The following is a 17,285-nucleotide window of genomic DNA, read 5'->3' as shown; positions in this document are numbered from 1 at the left end:
CCTTTCCGCCCAGCCATCACATGGGTGATGATGCAAAGTCGAAGCCGGGTGATGACCGGCGAGCACTTCAGCTATCGGGCAGAGCGATGCGGTACCGCCGCGCCGCGTTGCCGGCAAAGATCGCCCGCTGGTCGGTGCCCGGAAGACAGGCGAGCGTCTGCACATGGGCCGCGATCAATGTCGCAGCGTCGCAATAAGCACGATCAACCGGGAAATTGCTTTCGAACAGGCAGCGCTCAGGCCCGAACGCCGCGATCAGCGCGCGGAGATAGGGATCGAGCGCCTCGGCCAGTGCTTCGACCGTCCAGGCATCGAGACCTAATGCTCGCCGGCGCTGATCCACCGCTGTCCAGGGGCCCGCGAGGCCGCCGATCTTCACCAGCATATAGGGCCGTTCGCTCGCCCGCCCGATCGCGGCCAGCCAGTCGCGCCAAGTCCGGTCGGGATCGCGATGGCGACCGATGCCCAACGGAGTGCCGGCGTGATTGAGAATGATGATGGCGTGCGGTACGCGCGTCGCGAGCGCGGTCAGTTCATCCAGTTGCGGGTGGAACAGCCAGGTTTCGAAATGCAGGTCGTGCGCAGCCAGAATATCGAGCGCCGCGTCGAACCGTGGATCGGCCAGCATCGACGGGGCCGTGCGGAGCACCGGGATCTGAAGGGCGGGGTCGGCATCCCAAGCGACCACGCGCCGGATGCCCCGCAAGCGGCCCTGTCCGGCGGCGACATGCGCGGCGAGCAGGCCGGCGAAGTCGTCTTCGATCATATCCAGGCGCGCGACGATCGCGGCGACGGCCATTAGTGGCTCTTGTGCTTGGCCACCGATCGCCGCGGCGAAGCGGGTCTCGCCCAGCGCCTGCGCCGCGGCAGGCAGGCTGCGATCATAATGGGTGTGACATTCCATGAAGACGCTGGCGCGCAGCCCCAGCGGCGCGAATTCGGCCAGATAATCCTCGAGGAGGTAGGGCGACCGCTCCGGCTCGGCCGCTCCGCCCCACAAATGGTGGTGACTGTCGATGAACTGAAAAGGCGCGAAGGGCGTGGGCATATCGTCGGTCATGCGCTTCTTTCAGGTGAGAGCCGAGGCTTTGAGGTCCGGAAGATATCCGGTTTGATCGGTCGCCGTCGCTATGCCCCCCGCTTTTCGACCCAGCCGGCGCGCCAATCTTCACATATATGTTGTCTCTCGCCGGTCGCCCTTATCGCGCGACTTCGCTTTGATTGTGCCGCAGTCTTGTCGCGAGCCGCAAAAAGCGGAGTGAACGGGGGGAGCGCTATGCCCAAATTGGGCCCCGACTTGCCAGAAATCGCCGCCATGCGCGAACGGGCGCCTGCCGGGCGGATCGCGGTCGTCAATCTGTTGAAGTTCAAGCCGGGAGCCGAAGCGCGGCAAGCCTATGCGCGCTACATGCGGCACGCGCATCCCGCAGCGCATCCCGACTGCACGATTCTCCATGCCGGCCCCGCTTTCCACGAATTCGGAACCGGCGAGGAATGGGATTATATCATCATCGCGGGCTATCCCTGCTTCGAGGATTTCGCCGCCACCGTCAGCCATGACGCCTGGCAGACCGACGGTGCGCGCCATCGCCCCGATGCGCTGGAGCGGACGCTGATGATCGTCAGCCCCGCCAGTGACCTTAGCAGAGATTTTCCGGCATGACCCCGATCCGACACCATCGCGCGCGGCTGAGCGGAGTGACGATGCATTATGTCACGGCTGGCGATCCCGACGCGCCGCCGCTCCTGCTGGTGCATGGCTTTCCCAAAAGCTGGTTCGAGTGGCGACGGATGATCCCCTTGCTGGCGCCGCATTATCGGGTGATCGCCCCCGACCTCCGCGGCGCGGGCGACAGCTCCAAGCCGGCAGGCGGTTTCGACAAAAAGACCATGTCGGGTGATCTGGTGGAACTGCTCGATCTGCTGGGGTGAAGGACGCTCCGCATGTCGTGGGCCGCGATTGGGGTGCGCCGACCGCGCTGGCGCTGGCGCTGCACTGGAAGCGCGCCAGGACGCTTACCTATATCGACAATCTGGTGCCCGGCTTCGGGCTGGAAGAAGCGATCGCCCCCATTCCGCCGCGCGAGGGTGAAGATCCCTTTTTTCAGGGCGGGGGCGTCAATCACTTCACGTTCCACCTGATGCCCGATGTCGCCGAGTTTCTGATCGCGGGGCGCGAACAGGTTTACTTCGACTGGTTTCTGCGCCGGCTGGCCTATAACGTTGGGGCGATCGACCGTGAGACGGTCGACGAATGCGTGCGCTGCATGGCGCAGCCGGGCGCATTGCGCGCGACGCTCGGATGGTCGCGGGCCATGTGGCAGGACGGCCGGGACAATCGGCAGGCCGTGGCTGCCGCGCGGCTCGCCATTCCCGTCCTCGCCCTGGGCGGCGCGCAAAGCGTGGGCGCGCGCACCGCGGAATCGCTCCGGCGCATGGCGGATAATGTCGAAGGTGATGTCATCCCCTATTGTGGCCATTGGGCCAGCGAGGAACAGCCCGAATGGATCGCGGAACGGCTCCTGCGTTTCCTTCAGCCGCATGGCCGGACCTGAAAATCGCGGGTAAATCAGCATGTATGTGGAGATTGGCGCATGGAAATTGACAAGCGGACATTGCTGGCATCTGCAGGAGCCATAACAGTTGCGAGCGTCGCGCGTGCGTCCTCGGGAAAGACGGCGAGGGAGAGAAGATCGATGCAGCGACTGATGGACGACAGCGGTTATTTCCTGTCGCGAACAAATCCGATCGCCAATATCGACCAGCGCGACATCGAAGCCACGGCCATTCGCATTTTCGCCCGCTCAGATGTTCAGGTCGCGGTAAAGCGAGCCGAGCGCATGTATCAACTGGTCACCGACCGGCGGCTGAGCGCCGAGCAAATGGCGATGTGCGGGCCGGCGGCGCGCGACTTCAGTTTCAAATCCGTGATTATGGCGGTGAATAGCGACCCTGCGCGCCCGCGCGTGGTGCGGAAAAATTGCCCTGCCGGGAAATGGCTGGGCAATGATGTTCCACCGTCGAAATGGGGCGGCGACAATCCGGACAATGCCTATCGCATCATTCCGCTGGCGCATTGGATGCGCTATGAACTACGGGGGCAGCGGCAGCCCAATCCGTCGACCTATGTCACATTCCAGCAGGTGGGCGACAGCAACACGACGGTGACACTCGGTTCTCTGGAGCAGCAGGACGTGAAAATCGCTGCCGACGGAAGCTATGTCATCACGCTGGATGGGGATCCGGCCAATGGACGCACCAACCATTTCACACTGCATCGGGACGTCAAATATCTGTTCATCCGGGATTCGCTGGGGGACTGGCGGCAGGAACCGGATGCGTTGCGCATCCACAAGCTCGATGGGCCAACGCACCCGGCGCTCGATGATGAGGAACTGGCGCGGCGCGCCATCCACAATATCATCTACGATGTCTATCAGGCTTGGTATTACAGCCAGATTTTCACCAACGTAGATCCCGACGAAATGGACGAGCCGCGTGGCGCCGGTCCTTCGGGCGGGCTGGTGTCGCAACTGGGCAGCCACGGCCATTTCAAGCTGAACGACGATGACGCGATCCTGATCACGGCCGAGGGCGGTGGGGCGAATTATCGCAATGTCGTGTTGCACGACATGTGGTTACGCAGCCTGGATTTTCGCAATTACCAGTCGCACCTTAACAATGTGCAGACCGCCCCCGATGCCGACGGTCGCTTCACCTATGTCATCTCGATCAAGGATCCGGGTATCCAGAACTGGCTCGACCCGGCCGGCACACATGAAGTGCTCGTCTTATATCGGTGGCAGGGTCTGCCCAACGGGAGTGCGACCAAGCCCCCGGCGATCAGCACGCGCCGGGTCAAATTGAGCGAACTGGCCGCCGCCTTGCCGCCCGGCGTGAAAAAAGTGACCCCCGAAGAACGTCGGGCTTTGCAGGCGCGCCGGGTGGCCGAATTCGACCGGCGCTTTGCGGTCTAGGCCGGCTGCCGTGAGCGCGCGCCATCAGGATCGTATTGGCGGCGCTGTCGAGGCGCGGGTGGCGCGGTGACGAATATTCCCGATACCCGCTCGCTCGTCACCTTGCGTACAGTGGTGGACAGCGGCAGCTTCTCGGCCGCGGCGCATGTGTTGCGTGTCACCCCCGCCGCCGTCAGCAAGCTGATCGCGCGGCTGGAGCTGGAACTGGGTATCCGGATTTTCAACCGCTCGACCCGCCAGATCAGTCTAACCCCCGAAGGCGACGCCTTCTATCGCGCGGTGGTCGCGCACTTGGGGGGATTGCAGGATGCGATTGACAATGCCCGCGAACAGCTCCGCGCTCCGGCGGGTGTCGTCCGCGCGTCGATCGCGAACTCCTTCGGCAAGATGTTCCTGATCCCCAAGCTGGGGAAATTTCTGGAAGCCTATCCTGGCATCAGCCTCGACCTGTGTTTCGACGATGTGCCGCGCGATCTGATCAGCCGGGGATATGACGTCGAAATCCGGTACGGGGCGCCGTCGGATTCGCGTTATATCTGCCGTCGGCTTTGCGGCTTGCCGCTCGCGTTGGTCGCCAGCCCCGCTTATCTGGCGCGGCGGGGAACGCCGCGCACCCCGCATGATCTGGCCGCGCATGATTGCATCACCACGTCGATCGGCACGCGGCGCGCGGCGTGGCGTTTCACCCCCGGCAGCGGCGGCAAAAGCGTGATCATCCATCCGACCGGGCATTTCAACGTCGCCGACCAGCTTGACGGTGTCATCGACGGGGCGTTGGCCGGCCTTGGCATAACGCTGGCGCATCGCGGCGCGGTGCGGCACTTTGTCGAGCGCGGCGATCTGGCGACGGTGCTGGACGACCATGTCATCACCAGCAGCGCGCGGGGTGGGTCGGCGGTCTATCTCCTTTATCCGCACCGGGAATTTCTGTCGAACCGGGTGCGGCTGTTCATCGATTTCCTGTCGGACTGTTTTAGTGACAGCGAATATCAGGAGGTTGCGCCGGACGAACTGGAGGATGGCGAGGTCGATCTGGACGCACTGACCTGACGGGCTCGTTACAGCCCGGCACGCGCCCGCGCCGCGATCACCGTGTCTATCTCATCGAGGCCGCTGAGCGGCACGTCATAAGCCGCCTGATCGTCAATCTCGTCCAGATGGGCGGCGATATCCTCGCAACGCGGTGCGTCCGGCCCGGTCGCCAGCCATCCGTGCGTGAGTCCAACGAAGATGCGCGAATATTTGCCGCCCGCGACCGAATACATATTCTGCGACGTTCTGCACGCATTGCTGGCGAGGTAACAGGCGAGGGCGGAGACATGTTCGGGTGTCATCGCTTCGGCAAAGCGCGCCGTCCGTTCGCCCGCCGCCTTCAGAAATTCCTTGTCAGGACGCTCGGCCAGCGGCGTTCCGCCCAACCGCCCACCCCGCGCATTGGGAAAGAGGCAGTTGACGAGGACGCCGTCCGGCGCTTCCTGCGCGATGACGTTCATCAGCCCGATCATCGCCGTCTTGGCCGCGCCGTAATTGGCGCGGATCGGATTGCCGAAAATGCCCGATTGCGATCCGACCAGCAGGATGCGGCCATAACCCTGGCGCGTCATCACGCGATAAGCCGGCTGGCAGAGGAAAAACGCGCCCTTCACATGCACGTCTAGGACAGCGTCGATGTCGTCCGCGGATAATTCACCGAAGCGGCCGTTGCGCTGGTTGCCGGCATTGCTGATGACGGCATCGACCCGCCCGAAATGACGGAGCGCGGTGTCGATGATCGCCTCTCCGCCGACTTCGCTCGCCACGCTGTCATAATTGGCGACCGCCCGCCCGCCTTCCGCGACGATCGCGTGGACGACCCGGTCGGCATAGTCTGTGGTGCCGCCCTGGCCAGTGGTATCGCCACCCAGGTCGTTCACGACCACGGCCGCGCCCCGACGCGCCATGTCCCGGCAATACGCCGCGCCTAAAGCGCCGCCACCGCCGGTCACCACGGCGACCTGACCGCTGAAATCGATTCCTGCCATGCAGCCGCTCCTCAAAGCCGTATTCTTGCGCCGTCAACCGGCGATGAGGCTCGTATTCTACAACGGTTTGCCTGCGTTGGGATGCGGCTGTGCATCACGCTTATGATCGATGAGGTCGTTCGTCATTGTAACCCCGGCCCTTCAGGAAACGGTCGGTAATGGCAGTCGCACGGCCCGGCGTCGCCAGATAGGCGGGATCGTCGATCATCATGCGGAAGCCGTGATTCACCATCGCCACAAGCTCGAACGCGGCCTCCATCGGATCGGCTGGTTCGATCAGCCTTGCGCGCATCATCAGGTCGATATGATCGGCGATCGGCTGAAAAGTCACCCGCGTATGAGCGATCGCCAGATCCGCCAGTTGCGGGAAGCGGACGCGCTCGCTGATCGCCAGCCGCAGCAGCGCCTGCCCCAGTTCGACTGTCGCAAAACGGGCGGTCGTCTCGACGAAGCGCTCGACGGTCGCACGGGCGTCATCGCCGCGGGCACAGGATTGCAGCGCGTCACGAATATCCATCCCGCTATAGTCGAGCAGGCTGAGAAATAGCCCCTCCTTGTTGCCGAACCGGCGCATGATCGTCGTCTTGCTGACACCGGACAAGTCGACAAGGCGATTGAGGCTGGTCCCGCCAAAGCCGCAGGCGGCAAATTCCTGCAAGGCGAGCGTCATCAACTGGTTGACGCGCTGATCCGCCTCTTCGCGGGGTAATCTGCCGCGCCGCACTTCCGTGCTTGCTTCACGGGTCATATCGCTCACCTGGCCTTGACATATCGATACCGAATGGAACACATAAAATATAGTCGCATAAGGATCGCGCAGAGAAGCGATTTTTATCTGGGGAGAAAAAGGATGACGATTGCGCCGCTGGCAGAGCGCCCCGCGCATGTGCCCGAAGATCTGATGTTCGATTTCGACATGTTCGCGCCGCCTGGACTGGAAGAAGATCCGCACATCGCCTGGAAGCATGTGCAGGACAGTCATCCCGACATTTTCTGGACTCCGCGCTATGGTGGACATTGGGTCATGACACGCGCTGACGATATCGGCCATGTCCAGAAGACCTATTCGGAATTTTCCAGTCGCGAACCTTTTCTGCCGCGCAATGTCGTGCCCTGGTCGATTCCCGTCCAGTTCGATCCACCGGAACACACGCCCTTCCGCCGCCTGCTGATGCCGGCCTTCCTGCCCAAGTCCGTCAAGCGGATCGAGGAAAAGGCGCGGGAGGTCGCGATCGCGCTCATCGAGCAAGTCGCGCCGCGTGGACATTGCGAATTTGTGAGCGAATTCGCCGGTGTGATGCCGATCGTCGCGTTTCTGACGATGATGGGTCTGCCGATCGAGGATGCGGCCATGCTGCGCGAAACGGTCGTCCCGGCAAACTCGCCTGAAAGCAAGGCCGCCTGGGCCAAGCGCGATGCCTATATCCGCGAAAAGATCGCGAAGCGCAGGGAAAAGCCGCGCGACGACCTGATGAGTCAGGTCATTCATGGCGAGGTCGAGGGACGGCCGCTGACCGAGGATGAGGCATTCCGAACCTGCCTGCTGCTGCTGGGGGGAGGGCTGGACACAGTCGCGTCGATGACGTCCTTCATAGGGCGTTTCCTGGCGGAAAGCCCCGCGCATCGCCACCAGTTGCGGGACGATCCCAAGCTGATGACGAAGGCGATCGAGGAACTGGCCCGGCGTTTTGGCACATCCAACCTCGCGCGGATCGTGGTCGAGGATATGGACTATAAGGGCATCGCCCTGCGCCGGGACGATATGGTCCTGCTCCCCTTTCCGCTTTTCGGTCTGGACGAGCGCATGAATCCCGATCCGCTAACCGTGGATTTTACCCGCACCGCGCGTCATGCCGCCTTCGGCACCGGACCGCATACCTGCATCGGCGCGGTGCTCGCGCGTGCGGAGATCCGCATCTTCCTTGAGGAATGGCTGAAGCGGATTCCCGATTTCCGGATCAAGCCGGGAAGTCATCCCGTCAACACGACCGGTATCGTCAACAACGCTGTCGAGCTGGAGCTGGAATGGGATCCGATGCCCGTCGCGGCATGACATCACTGTACGAACATGTGACAGGAGAGAGCGGATGGGACGGCTAAGCGGGAAAGCGGCGATCGTAACAGGCGGCGCGCAGGGCATGGGTCTGGCGACCGTGCGGCTGTTCGCGCGGGAAGGGGCGCAGGTCGTGCTGGCCGACGTTCAGGAAGACAAGGGGCGGGCGGCCGCCGAAGCGAGCGAAGGCGACGTCCTGTTCGTCAAGCTGGATGTTACTTCGGAAGAAGACTGGGCGCGGGGGGTGGCGGAGGCCTCGGCCCGCTTTGGTGGCGTGGATGTGCTGGTCAACAATGCCGCAATCGCCCGGTCGGTGGCAATCGCGCAGGAGAATAAGGCCGGTCTGGAACACTGCCTTGCGGTCAATGCCGTAGGGCCGTTCCTGGGCATTCAGGCCGTGATGGCGACGATGGCGGCACGGGGCCGGGGATCAATCGTCAATATCTCTTCGACCGAAGGTCTGTGGGGTACGGCGGGCATGGCCTCTTATTGCGCGAGCAAATGGGCGATCCGGGGCCTGACAAAGGCGTGCGCGATCGAATTGGGCGCGATGGGCATCCGCGTCAATTCGGTGCATCCGGGCCTGACCAACACGCCGATGGCCAATCCCGGCGGCCTGTCGATCGAGGCGCTGGGCCGCAGCGAACGCTTTGCCCATCGCGTGAACCGCCAGCCGATTGCCCGCGCGAGCGATCCGTCCGAAGTCGCTTATGTCAGCCTCTTCCTGGCCAGCGACGAATCCTCATATGTGACGGGCGCGGAGATCGCGGTCGATGGCGGCATGACCGTCGGTGCGGACGTCGACGCGATGATTCCTCGTCCGGTTGCGGCCTGAAGATCGCAGCCGCGATCTTCGGGGTTTCACGGGTGGTACAGGCCGCCCAGATTTTCGTCGTGACGATCCGGGGTATCGGCGCGCCAGCGTACCGATCCGGTAGGGCGCTCCAGACGCCGTCTCACGCGATTGTCGAGGCTGCCGATGTGGAAGGCATCGGCGGCCCCCTGCAATTCGCGATCGGCCTGAGTCATGCGGTCGCGCTGGCGCAGATAATCGCCCCAGGTGGGACAGCTATAATGTTCGGTCCATAGCTGCGGATCGGCAATGTCGCGCGACAGGGTCCAGCCAAAGGCGCCGCTGCGCAGCCGGGCGCTGCGCAGCCGCTGCATCGCGACATAATAGTCGCGCGCTTGTTCCACTGCCACGCGATATTCCAGCTCGATGATGATCGGGCCGCTCCGGGGCGTCAGCGCCAGGTTGACCAGCGGCTGATGCGCAAGCTCGCTTTCTTCAAGGCCCGTCGGAACATCGATAGGCAAGCGCAGGAAAAGGCCTAGGAGCGGCGTCGCCGCCAGCACGGCGCCCGACAGCATCATGGTGGGTCCGACGCCCCATTGCCCTGCCGCCGCCCCCCACAACCATGCACCGATCGCGATACCGCCAGTTATTGCGGAACCATAGCAGGCGAGCGCCCGCGCGGTCACCCAGCGCGGCGCGGCGAGCTGTACCGCGACGTTGAATTGCGCGATCAGCACCATCCACGCCGCGCCCGCGATCAGCAACGCCGCAAAACTCAGCACGATATTGTCGCTGCTGCCAGTGATCACGATCATCGCGCCGGTGATGATGGCGAGCATTCGCGCTGCCTGTTCGGGGGCAAGGCGCGTGCGCACCGCGTCGAGCATCATCGCCCCGATCACGGCGCCCACGCCATAAGCGCCGAGCAGCAGGCCGTAGGTGCTCGCGGTGCCGTGGAGCAGCTGCTTGGCGACCAACGGCGTCAGCGCCGCGACCGATGCGCCCGCCAGCCCGGTCACCAAAGTGCGGATCAGCACAGTGCGGATTGGCGGCGAATGAAAGGCATAGCGCACGCCCGACACGATCGCCCGGTCGATCCGTTCGGGCGGCAGGCGGGATGGCGCATGTTTACGATCCCAGCGCAAAAATGCGATGATGAGAGGGAGGTAGAAAAGCGCATTGGCGGCGAAGGCTGCGACCGCGCCCAGCGCGGCGACCACGACGCCGCCGACCGCCGGCCCGAAGCTGCGCGCGACATTATAACTGATGGTGCCAAGCGCGACCGCGGCGGGCAGATGCTCCCGGCGCACCTGTTCGCCCACCGATGCCTGCCAGGCGGGGCTGTACAACGCGACACCGCTGCCGATCAGGAAGCAGAAAGCGAGCAATATCCACGGGCTAACCAGGTCGGCCCAGGCGAGCGCGGTCAGGCAAGCCGCCATCACGCAGGCGAAGAAGAGTCCGGTCAGCGCGATCTTGCGGCGATCGAACATGTCGGCGATCGCCCCGGCGGGAAGCGCCACCAGCATCAGCGGCAGCATCAGCGCGGTCTGTACCAGCGCGACCATTTGGGCGGAGGACGACAATTTCGTCATCAGCCAGGCCGCGCCGACCCCCTGGATCAGCTGGCCAAAATTGGAAATGACGCTGGTGATCCAGATTGTGCGATAGGTCCGCTCACGCAAGGGTTCGAGCAGGGTGAAGCGTGCCGCGCTCCCGGCCTGGTCTTCGTCCTGTCGCATCCTGCTGCTTCCCCGTTGCCCCATTCTTCTGTCGCTGCCCATGAGGGAAAAGGCAACGGCGTCATGCGGCGACAAGCTGTCGGATAGATGTTCCGCTGCCGTCTGGGATGCGCAAATACACGGATGTGATAATGTTCGGCGGAAGCCGCTTTGGATTGGCACGCGAGCCGCCGGCCTTATCATCAAAGATCACGACGCAGTGCGTCGGTGACGTGCGGGCAGGACAACTGGACGCGCGCGCCTGCAAAACGGATGACTTTTCTCTGTGCTTTGCGACGGCAGCCCCCGAACGCGCGCGTTGCGCCACCCGATGACGCCGCACTTATGAGAGGAATATGTTAATGACCCAATTGCTCAAATCGTGGGACCATTATGTCGATCTGCTGAAGCCCGCCGCCGAACTGGTCGCCAAGACCTTCGATCCGGACAGCGAACAGGTGCGTGCCGAACTTTACCGGCAATTTGTGATGAATATCGCGCAGGCCTATATCTGGTACTTCCAATCGACGCCCGAACATCCCGACTGGATGCCGTTCGAAAATTCGATCTTCATTCTCCAGCCCAATCCCGATGCGGTCTATCACATCGCACCCGTCGAAGGGTCGGGCATCTATCGCATTACCGGCAAGCGCGGCGGCAACAAGGTGATCGGCCTTGCCACCGGCCGAGGGATGTTCGGCACGCACGAACCCAAGGGCAGCCTGCATAATTACGATGTCGATGGACTGACGCTGGGCGAGGATGGTGCGTTCGAGGTGATTTTCAGCGGTGAACGGCCCAAGAACTGGACCGGGGACTGGTGCTATCTCGACCCGCAGGCCGGCAATATCCTGATCCGCCAGTTCGCCTATGACTGGGGCGTGGAGGAAGAGGCCCGCTTCGCGATCGAACGGCTCGACCGGCCGGCGGCCAAGCCCCGCCTCAGCATCGCGCAGATCGAGGAGAAATTGGATGCCGTGCTGGGCGGGTTCGTCAAGCGCTTCAGCCGCATCTGCCTCGATCATCAGAACAAGGTGCTGGATGCCATCGGCTGGAACGTGATGGAACTGACCGGCTTCGAGGATCTTGGCAACAGCCCGCAATGGCCGCAAAAATATTATCGCTGCCTTTATGATATCGCGCCCGGCGAAGCGCTGGTGATCGAGACCGACCTGCCGGAAACCTGCAAATATTGGAACGTGCAGCTTAACGATACACTGTGGCAGCAGATCGAGTTCGGCTACCGGCAGAGCAGCCTCAACGCGCATCAGGCGCGTCTGGATGCCGATGGCCGCTTCCGCATGGTCGTGGCGCTGGAAGATCCGGGCGTACCGAACTGGCTCGACACCAACGGCTATCGGCGCGGGATGCTGGTGGGTCGCTGGCATGGCGCCAGCGATTATCCCCTGCCAACCATCAAGAAGGTGAAGCTGGATGAGGTAAGACAGCATCTGCCCGCCGATACGCCCCATGTGTCGGCGGCCGAACGCGAAGCGGCGCTCCGCAAGCGAAATATCGGCCTCCAAATGCGCCGCCGCTGGTAGCATGGGGCCGGCGCGCGCAATGCGCATATCAGGCATATGTTCATTGCGCACGCTACGCTTGCCGCGCCAGACCGCTCAGTCTTAGTGCATTCATAACTGTCTGGTGCCCATCATTCTCGCGCCGGATGCTGACAAAGGGATGTGCACCGGATGCGTGACTGGAACGCGATGTCGGACGATGAATTTCGCCGCGCTGCCATCGACTTCATCGAAACTCATTGCCCGGCCAGTCTGCGCCATCGCGAGGATCAGCCGCGCTGGTCGGAAGCCGGCATCTGGTATCATAAGATGGCCGAGCATGGCTGGCTCGCGCCCAGTTGGCCGGTCGAACATGGCGGCATGGCGCTCAAGCCGTCCAAGCACATGATCTATCTTGAGGAATGGAACGCGCGCGGCGTGCCGACGGTGATGCAGCAGGGGCCGCTGAACGTCGGGCCGGCGCTGCTGGCCAATGGCACGCCGGAACAGATTGCAGAATATCTGCCCAAGATCCTGTCGGGCGAGCATTTATGGTGTCAGGGCTTCTCCGAACCCGGCGCAGGTTCCGACCTTGCCGGCGTGCGGACTGAGGCGGTGATCGAGGGCGATGAGTTCGTGATCAACGGACAGAAGATCTGGACGTCGGGCGCGCTCGATGCGAACCAGATTTACGTGCTCGCGCGGACTGACAAGACTGTGTCGAAGCAGAAAGGACTGAGCTTCATCCTGGTCGATATGGCGCAGCACGGCGTGACAGTGAAGCCGATCCACACCATCAAGCATGATGCGGAATTCGGCGAAGTGTTCCTCGACGATGTCCGCGCGCCGGTGGCCAATCTCGTAGGCGGCATGAACCGCGGCTGGACCGTCGCCAAGTCGCTGCTGGGCTTTGAGCGCATCTTCGCCGGATCGCCCCATTTCGGGCGCAGCGCGCTGCGTCAGCTGGTCGAGATGCTGCGCCTGACCGGAAAGGATAATGATCCCGTCATTCTCGACCGGGTCGCCGAGGTGAAGCTGGACATTGAGGATATCGCGGCCGCTTTCGAGGCGCTGGCGCAGGAAGTGAAGCAGGGTCACAGCTTTGGCTTCGAGGTGTCGACGCTCAAGGTCATCAATTCCGAAAGCTATGCCCGCGTCACCGACCTGATGATGGAAATTGCCGGCGAGCGCGGCGCGACGTTCGGCCCGGCGGCGCTGGGCGAAGGTTCGCCGGACCTGTTCAAGAGCTTCCTTTCGGCGCGCGCGCCGATGATCTACGGCGGCACCGCGCAGATTCACCGCAACATCCTGGCCAAGAATGTCCTTGGCCTGCCCGACACGCCCGATGCCGCGCCCCGTCCCAGCACAGCGACGCCTGCGCCCAGCGGGGACAGCATGGCGGCCGAACTTCAGAACGCGGCCGACCGCATCGTGGCCGACATGGGCGACATGGCGCGGACGCGCGGATTGCGGCGCAGCCTGCCGGGCCATGATGCCGGGCTGCTGCAAACCATCGCCGAACTCGGCTGGTTTGCGATATTGGTGCCCGAAGCGGATGGTGGCATCGGCCTTGGCCTGGAAGAGATGGGCGCGGTGATCCGTGCCCTTGAAAAAGGCTTCATGAGCGAACCTCTGCTGCCGATCGCGGTGCTGGGCGCGCGGGCGCTGGTCCAGGCCGACGGAGAAGCGCGCGATGCTTTGCTGGCTGGCATGGTCGACGGCGAGGTCCGGCCCGCGCTGGCGCTGGGTTTCGACGGGGCGTTGCCCGATGTCCGGATGGTCGATGGCCGCCTGACGGGGACATGCGACATGGTCGCTGGCGGTATGGCCGCGACGCATTTCCTTGTCCCGGCGCGCGGCGATTGCGGCCTTGGCCTCTATGTCATTCCCGCCGGTGCCACAGGGGTCACGCTGACGGCCCGCTGGCGCGCCGATGAAAGCCCGGTAGGCGTTCTCGCATTGGACGGTGTTCCTCCCGAAAGCTCCGTGGCGCATGGGGATGTCGCGGCGCGGGCGATCGAGACCGCGATCGATGAGACCCGACTGGTCGTATCGGCCGGACTGATCGGCCTCAGCGAGCAGCTGGTCGATATGACGGTCGACTATATGAAGGTGCGCAAGCAGTTCGACACGCCGATCGGCGCGTTCCAGGCGCTCCAGCACAAGATCGTCGATCTCTATATTCAAAAGGAAATCACACTGGGGACGTATGGCTACGGCCTGCGCCTCGCGTCCGAAGGCGAGCTTGAGATGGGTGCGCTCAGGGCCAAGGGGCGCGCAAGCGGCGCGGCCAGCCGGATCGCGCGCGAGGCGATCCAGCTTCATGGCGCGATCGGCTTCACCGACGAGCATGATGTCGGCCTGTATCTCAAGCGCGTGATGACGCTGGCCGCATGGCTGGGCGACGCCAGCGCACATCGCCGCCGCTTCGTGGAAACGGGCGCCGTCGTCGCCAGCGAAGGATAAGCTGGTCTCTGGGTTTTAGTAGGAGGGTTGCATGACTTTCGCCGGCTTCGCATTGCCCGATGATCTTGCGATGCTGAGCGACGCGGTGGCACGCTTCGTGGCGGAGGAGATACGTCCGGTCGAAACGGCGCTACCGCCCGACGCGCGCGCCATTCCGCACGATGTTTTGCAGCCCTTGCAGCGCAAGGCGCGGGAGGCGGGCTATTGGTGCTTCGACGCGCCCGAGGAATATGGCGGCGGCGGCCTGTCCAGCTTCGCTTTCGTGGTAGCGATGGAGCAGGCGAGCAAACATCGCTTCTGCTTCCCGCAGCCGGGCGGCGGCGTGTTCGGCCATCCGCCGCCAATCGTGATGTATTCCGCCTCGCCTGAACAGATCGAGCGCTATGTTCGCCCGTCGATCGAACAGGGCCATTATGGTTTCACCGCCATAGCCGAGGCGACCGGCGGCAGCGACCCGGCCAACGCGATCCGCACCACGGCGTTGCGCGATGGCGACAACTGGGTGCTGAACGGCACCAAGATGTGGATCACGCATGGCCAGTACGCCCGATATGGCGTGGTCTATGCGCGGACGGACAACGGCATCAGCGCGTTTATCGTCGATGCCGGGACGCCGGGCATGGAGGTGACGCGCGAATTGCCAGTGCTGCGCGATCACTGGCCGACCGAAATCCGGTTTGATGACTGCCGTATCCCGGCGGAGAATCTGATCGGCGCAGAAGGCGGGGGCCTCGCCTTTGCCGGCAAATGGGTGCTGCGCGCGCGGCTGCTCTATGCCGCTCGCGCGGTTGGCGTCGCCGAAGAAGCGCTGCGGATCGGCACCGAATGGGCAAGGGAGCGGCAGATTGGCGGATCGGTGCTCGCCACTCGGCAAGCGACGCAGTTCGCCATCGCCGAGAGCCGGGCCGAGATCAACGCCGCGCGCTGGCTGACATGGGACGCCGCCTGGCAGCATGATGAGGGCCGCGACGCGCGCACCGCCGCGAACATCGCCAAGCTGAAAGCAGTGGCGGCGGCAGCCAATACGGTCGATCGCATGATGCAGATCATGGGCGCGATGGGCATGTCGCGCGAAGTCCCGCTGGAAGGCTGGTATCGCGACTTGCGCGTCGCGCGCATATTGGAGGGGGCGGACGAGATGCTGCGCATTTTTATCGCCCGTGCGGAAATCGGTCCGCTGTCCAAGACGGTCCGGCAAGGGAGTGCAGCATGAGCATCCATTATAACGTTGCCGATGGCATAGCGCGGATGGTGATCGACCGGCCGGAGCGGAAGGGCGCGCTGGACGCCGATATGCGCGTCGCGATGGTCGAGTATGTCGAGGCGGCTGCGGTCGATGACGCCGTGCGCGTGCTGGTGATCGAGGGGACGCAGGGCAATTTCTGCTCTGGCGCCGATCTCGGACAATTTTCCGGCGAAACCATAGCGTCCTCGCGGCAGCGGATGCGGCGCGGCGGCCTGCGGCTGGCGCGCGCGATCTGGGAAATGGAAAAGCCGGTCGTCGCCTCGGTCGGCGGTCCCGCCATCGGCCTTGGCTGGGCGATCGCGCTGGTCTGCGATCAGATCGTGGTCGCCCGCTCGGCGCGCTTCGCCTTCACGCAGGCGAATATCAGCCTCGTCCCCGATTGCGGCGCGGCCTATATGCTGGTGCGGCATCTGGGGCTGTTGCGGGCGAAGTCGCTGCTTTTCTCCGGTCGGATGGTAGGGGCGCAGGAAGCCTTCGATCTTGGGCTCGCTAGCGATCTGGTCGATGATGACGCGCTAGCCGATCATGTCGCGGCGCTGGCGCAGAGACTGGCTGCCGGCCCGACCTTTGCGCTCGGCATGACCAAGCATCTGCTGCATCAGGCGCTCGGCCCCTCGCTCGCCGATTTTCTGGAGCTGGAGACGATGATCGCGCCGCAATTGCGTTTCACTGAGGATTTCAAGGAGGGCACGAGCGCCTTCCGCGAAAAGCGCAAGCCGCAATTCAAGGGATATTGATCATGGGTGTACGGACGGAACGGCATGGAGCGGCGGCGGTCGCGATCCTCGACTGGCCCGAACAGCGCAACGCGATGGGGCCGGATGAATGCCGGGAACTGAGCGCCGCGCTTGCTGGCATCGCCGATGATCCGTCAGTGCTGGGAGTCGTGATCACCGGCGAAGGCGCATTTTGCGCGGGCGGCAATATTCGCGGCGCCAAGTCGCGCATCGACATGTCGCCCGAAGAACGGCGCACGGTCGTCTATAGCGCGTATCAGGGCATGATCCGCTCGATCATCGACATCCCGGTGCCGACCGTCGCAGCGATCGACGGCGCGGCGGTGGGGATGGGCCTGGACATCGCGCTGGCATGTGATAGCCGGTTCTTCGGACCCAGGGGCTGGTGTATGCAGGGCTGGGGCCGCGTCGGCCTGATCCCCGGCACGGGCGGCGAATGGCTGTTGCGGCTGACCGCGCCGGGCCTGTTGTGGCGGCTGCTGGAAGAGCAGGAGCGCATTTATGGCGAGGCGGCGGCGCGGCTCGGGCTGGGCGAAGTGGCGGGCGAGGAAGGCGCGCGGGCGCGGGCGCTCGCCCGCATCGAAAAGCTGAGCGCGATGGGGCGACCCGCGCTGGAGGGCTATGCCGCGCTGTATCGCGGCGACCTGCGCGCGGGGATAGAGAGCCATTTGACCGCGGCGGTCGATCGACAGATCGCGCTGCTGCAAAGCGCGCGCTTTGGCGAGAAAGTGGATGCGGCGCTCGGCAAAAGCTGAGCGCCGCTGCC

At 63.9% G+C, this 17,285-nt stretch carries 16 protein-coding genes; 12 read left to right on the top strand and 4 right to left on the bottom strand.

Annotation, left to right across the window (positions count from 1 at the left end; translation table 11 throughout):
• Positions 1-67: 67 nt before the first annotated feature.
• Entirely contained in the window at positions 68-1,060 is a 993-nt protein-coding gene (locus IWY39_RS19315; RefSeq protein ID WP_107123828.1) for an amidohydrolase family protein, read from the bottom strand.
• 216 nt (positions 1,061-1,276) lie between these two features.
• Here IWY39_RS19315 and IWY39_RS19310 point away from each other — a divergent pair, with 216 nt between their 5' ends.
• The 5 genes from IWY39_RS19310 to IWY39_RS19290 all read left to right on the top strand — a co-directional run bounded on the left by IWY39_RS19310 (position 1,277) and on the right by IWY39_RS19290 (position 5,027).
• A complete protein-coding gene (locus tag IWY39_RS19310) occupies positions 1,277-1,663 on the top strand; it encodes a hypothetical protein (protein ID WP_145169779.1) in 387 nt (128 codons plus the stop codon).
• Positions 1,660-1,932 carry an alpha/beta fold hydrolase gene (locus IWY39_RS24385; RefSeq protein ID WP_107123830.1) on the top strand — a complete coding sequence of 91 codons (273 nt, stop codon included), beginning with the start codon at positions 1,660-1,662 and terminating at the stop codon, positions 1,930-1,932. Before IWY39_RS19310 ends, IWY39_RS24385 begins: the two co-directional genes overlap by 4 nt.
• Positions 1,929-2,555: an alpha/beta hydrolase gene (locus IWY39_RS19300; RefSeq protein ID WP_107123831.1), complete on the top strand. Its 627-nt coding sequence runs from the start codon at positions 1,929-1,931 to the stop codon at positions 2,553-2,555. Before IWY39_RS24385 ends, IWY39_RS19300 begins: the two co-directional genes overlap by 4 nt.
• Positions 2,556-2,696: 141 nt before the next feature.
• Entirely contained in the window at positions 2,697-3,977 is a 1,281-nt protein-coding gene (locus IWY39_RS19295; RefSeq protein WP_145169780.1) for a hypothetical protein, read from the top strand.
• Positions 3,978-4,043: 66 nt separating this feature from the next.
• Complete coding sequence (locus IWY39_RS19290) at positions 4,044-5,027, top strand: LysR family transcriptional regulator (RefSeq protein WP_107123833.1); 984 nt, start codon at positions 4,044-4,046, stop codon at positions 5,025-5,027.
• An 8-nt stretch (positions 5,028-5,035) separates the two neighbouring features.
• Here IWY39_RS19290 and IWY39_RS19285 read toward each other — a convergent pair whose 3' ends face one another.
• Both IWY39_RS19285 and IWY39_RS19280 read right to left on the bottom strand, forming a co-directional pair.
• Positions 5,036-5,998, bottom strand: a complete 963-nt coding sequence (locus tag IWY39_RS19285) for an SDR family NAD(P)-dependent oxidoreductase (RefSeq protein ID WP_107123834.1) — start codon at positions 5,996-5,998, stop codon at positions 5,036-5,038.
• A gap of 100 nt (positions 5,999-6,098) precedes the next feature.
• Positions 6,099-6,746 carry a TetR/AcrR family transcriptional regulator gene (locus IWY39_RS19280; RefSeq protein ID WP_181316609.1) on the bottom strand — a complete coding sequence of 216 codons (648 nt, stop codon included), beginning with the start codon at positions 6,744-6,746 and terminating at the stop codon, positions 6,099-6,101.
• A 102-nt stretch (positions 6,747-6,848) separates the two neighbouring features.
• Here IWY39_RS19280 and IWY39_RS19275 point away from each other — a divergent pair, with 102 nt between their 5' ends.
• Both IWY39_RS19275 and IWY39_RS19270 read left to right on the top strand, forming a co-directional pair.
• Complete coding sequence (locus IWY39_RS19275) at positions 6,849-8,051, top strand: cytochrome P450 (RefSeq protein WP_107124044.1); 1,203 nt, start codon at positions 6,849-6,851, stop codon at positions 8,049-8,051.
• A 34-nt stretch (positions 8,052-8,085) separates the two neighbouring features.
• Positions 8,086-8,886 (top strand): SDR family NAD(P)-dependent oxidoreductase, encoded by an 801-nt coding sequence (locus tag IWY39_RS19270; RefSeq protein WP_107123836.1) that lies wholly within the window; start codon positions 8,086-8,088, stop codon positions 8,884-8,886.
• Positions 8,887-8,912: 26 nt separating this feature from the next.
• Here the strand turns inward: IWY39_RS19270 and IWY39_RS19265 are convergent, their stop codons facing one another.
• A complete protein-coding gene (locus tag IWY39_RS19265) occupies positions 8,913-10,589 on the bottom strand; it encodes an MFS transporter (protein WP_107123837.1) in 1,677 nt (558 codons plus the stop codon).
• A 341-nt stretch (positions 10,590-10,930) separates the two neighbouring features.
• Between IWY39_RS19265 and IWY39_RS19260 the strand changes: the two genes are divergently transcribed.
• The 5 genes from IWY39_RS19260 (at position 10,931) to IWY39_RS19240 (ending at position 17,274) form a co-directional block, all read left to right on the top strand.
• On the top strand, positions 10,931-12,112 hold the full coding sequence (locus tag IWY39_RS19260) for a DUF1214 domain-containing protein (protein WP_107123838.1): 1,182 nt from the start codon (positions 10,931-10,933) through the stop codon (positions 12,110-12,112).
• A gap of 150 nt (positions 12,113-12,262) precedes the next feature.
• The gene (locus IWY39_RS19255) at positions 12,263-14,536 is read left to right on the top strand and encodes an acyl-CoA dehydrogenase family protein (RefSeq protein ID WP_107123839.1); all 2,274 of its coding nucleotides are present in this window, start codon (positions 12,263-12,265) and stop codon (positions 14,534-14,536) included.
• Between the two features lie 31 nt (positions 14,537-14,567).
• Entirely contained in the window at positions 14,568-15,749 is a 1,182-nt protein-coding gene (locus IWY39_RS19250) for an acyl-CoA dehydrogenase family protein (protein ID WP_107123840.1), read from the top strand.
• Positions 15,746-16,519 (top strand): enoyl-CoA hydratase/isomerase family protein, encoded by a 774-nt coding sequence (locus tag IWY39_RS19245; protein ID WP_107123841.1) that lies wholly within the window; start codon positions 15,746-15,748, stop codon positions 16,517-16,519. The genes IWY39_RS19250 and IWY39_RS19245 overlap by 4 nt, the downstream gene beginning before the upstream one ends.
• A 2-nt stretch (positions 16,520-16,521) precedes the next feature.
• Positions 16,522-17,274, top strand: a complete 753-nt coding sequence (locus IWY39_RS19240) for an enoyl-CoA hydratase/isomerase family protein (RefSeq protein WP_107123842.1) — start codon at positions 16,522-16,524, stop codon at positions 17,272-17,274.
• The last annotated feature ends 11 nt before the right edge of the window (positions 17,275-17,285 follow it).

The sequence above is a fragment of the Sphingobium sp. JAI105 genome (assembly GCF_015752145.1).
GTDB classification, from domain to species: domain Bacteria; phylum Pseudomonadota; class Alphaproteobacteria; order Sphingomonadales; family Sphingomonadaceae; genus Sphingobium; species Sphingobium xenophagum.
This window is presented reverse-complemented; position numbering and strand designations above follow the sequence as displayed.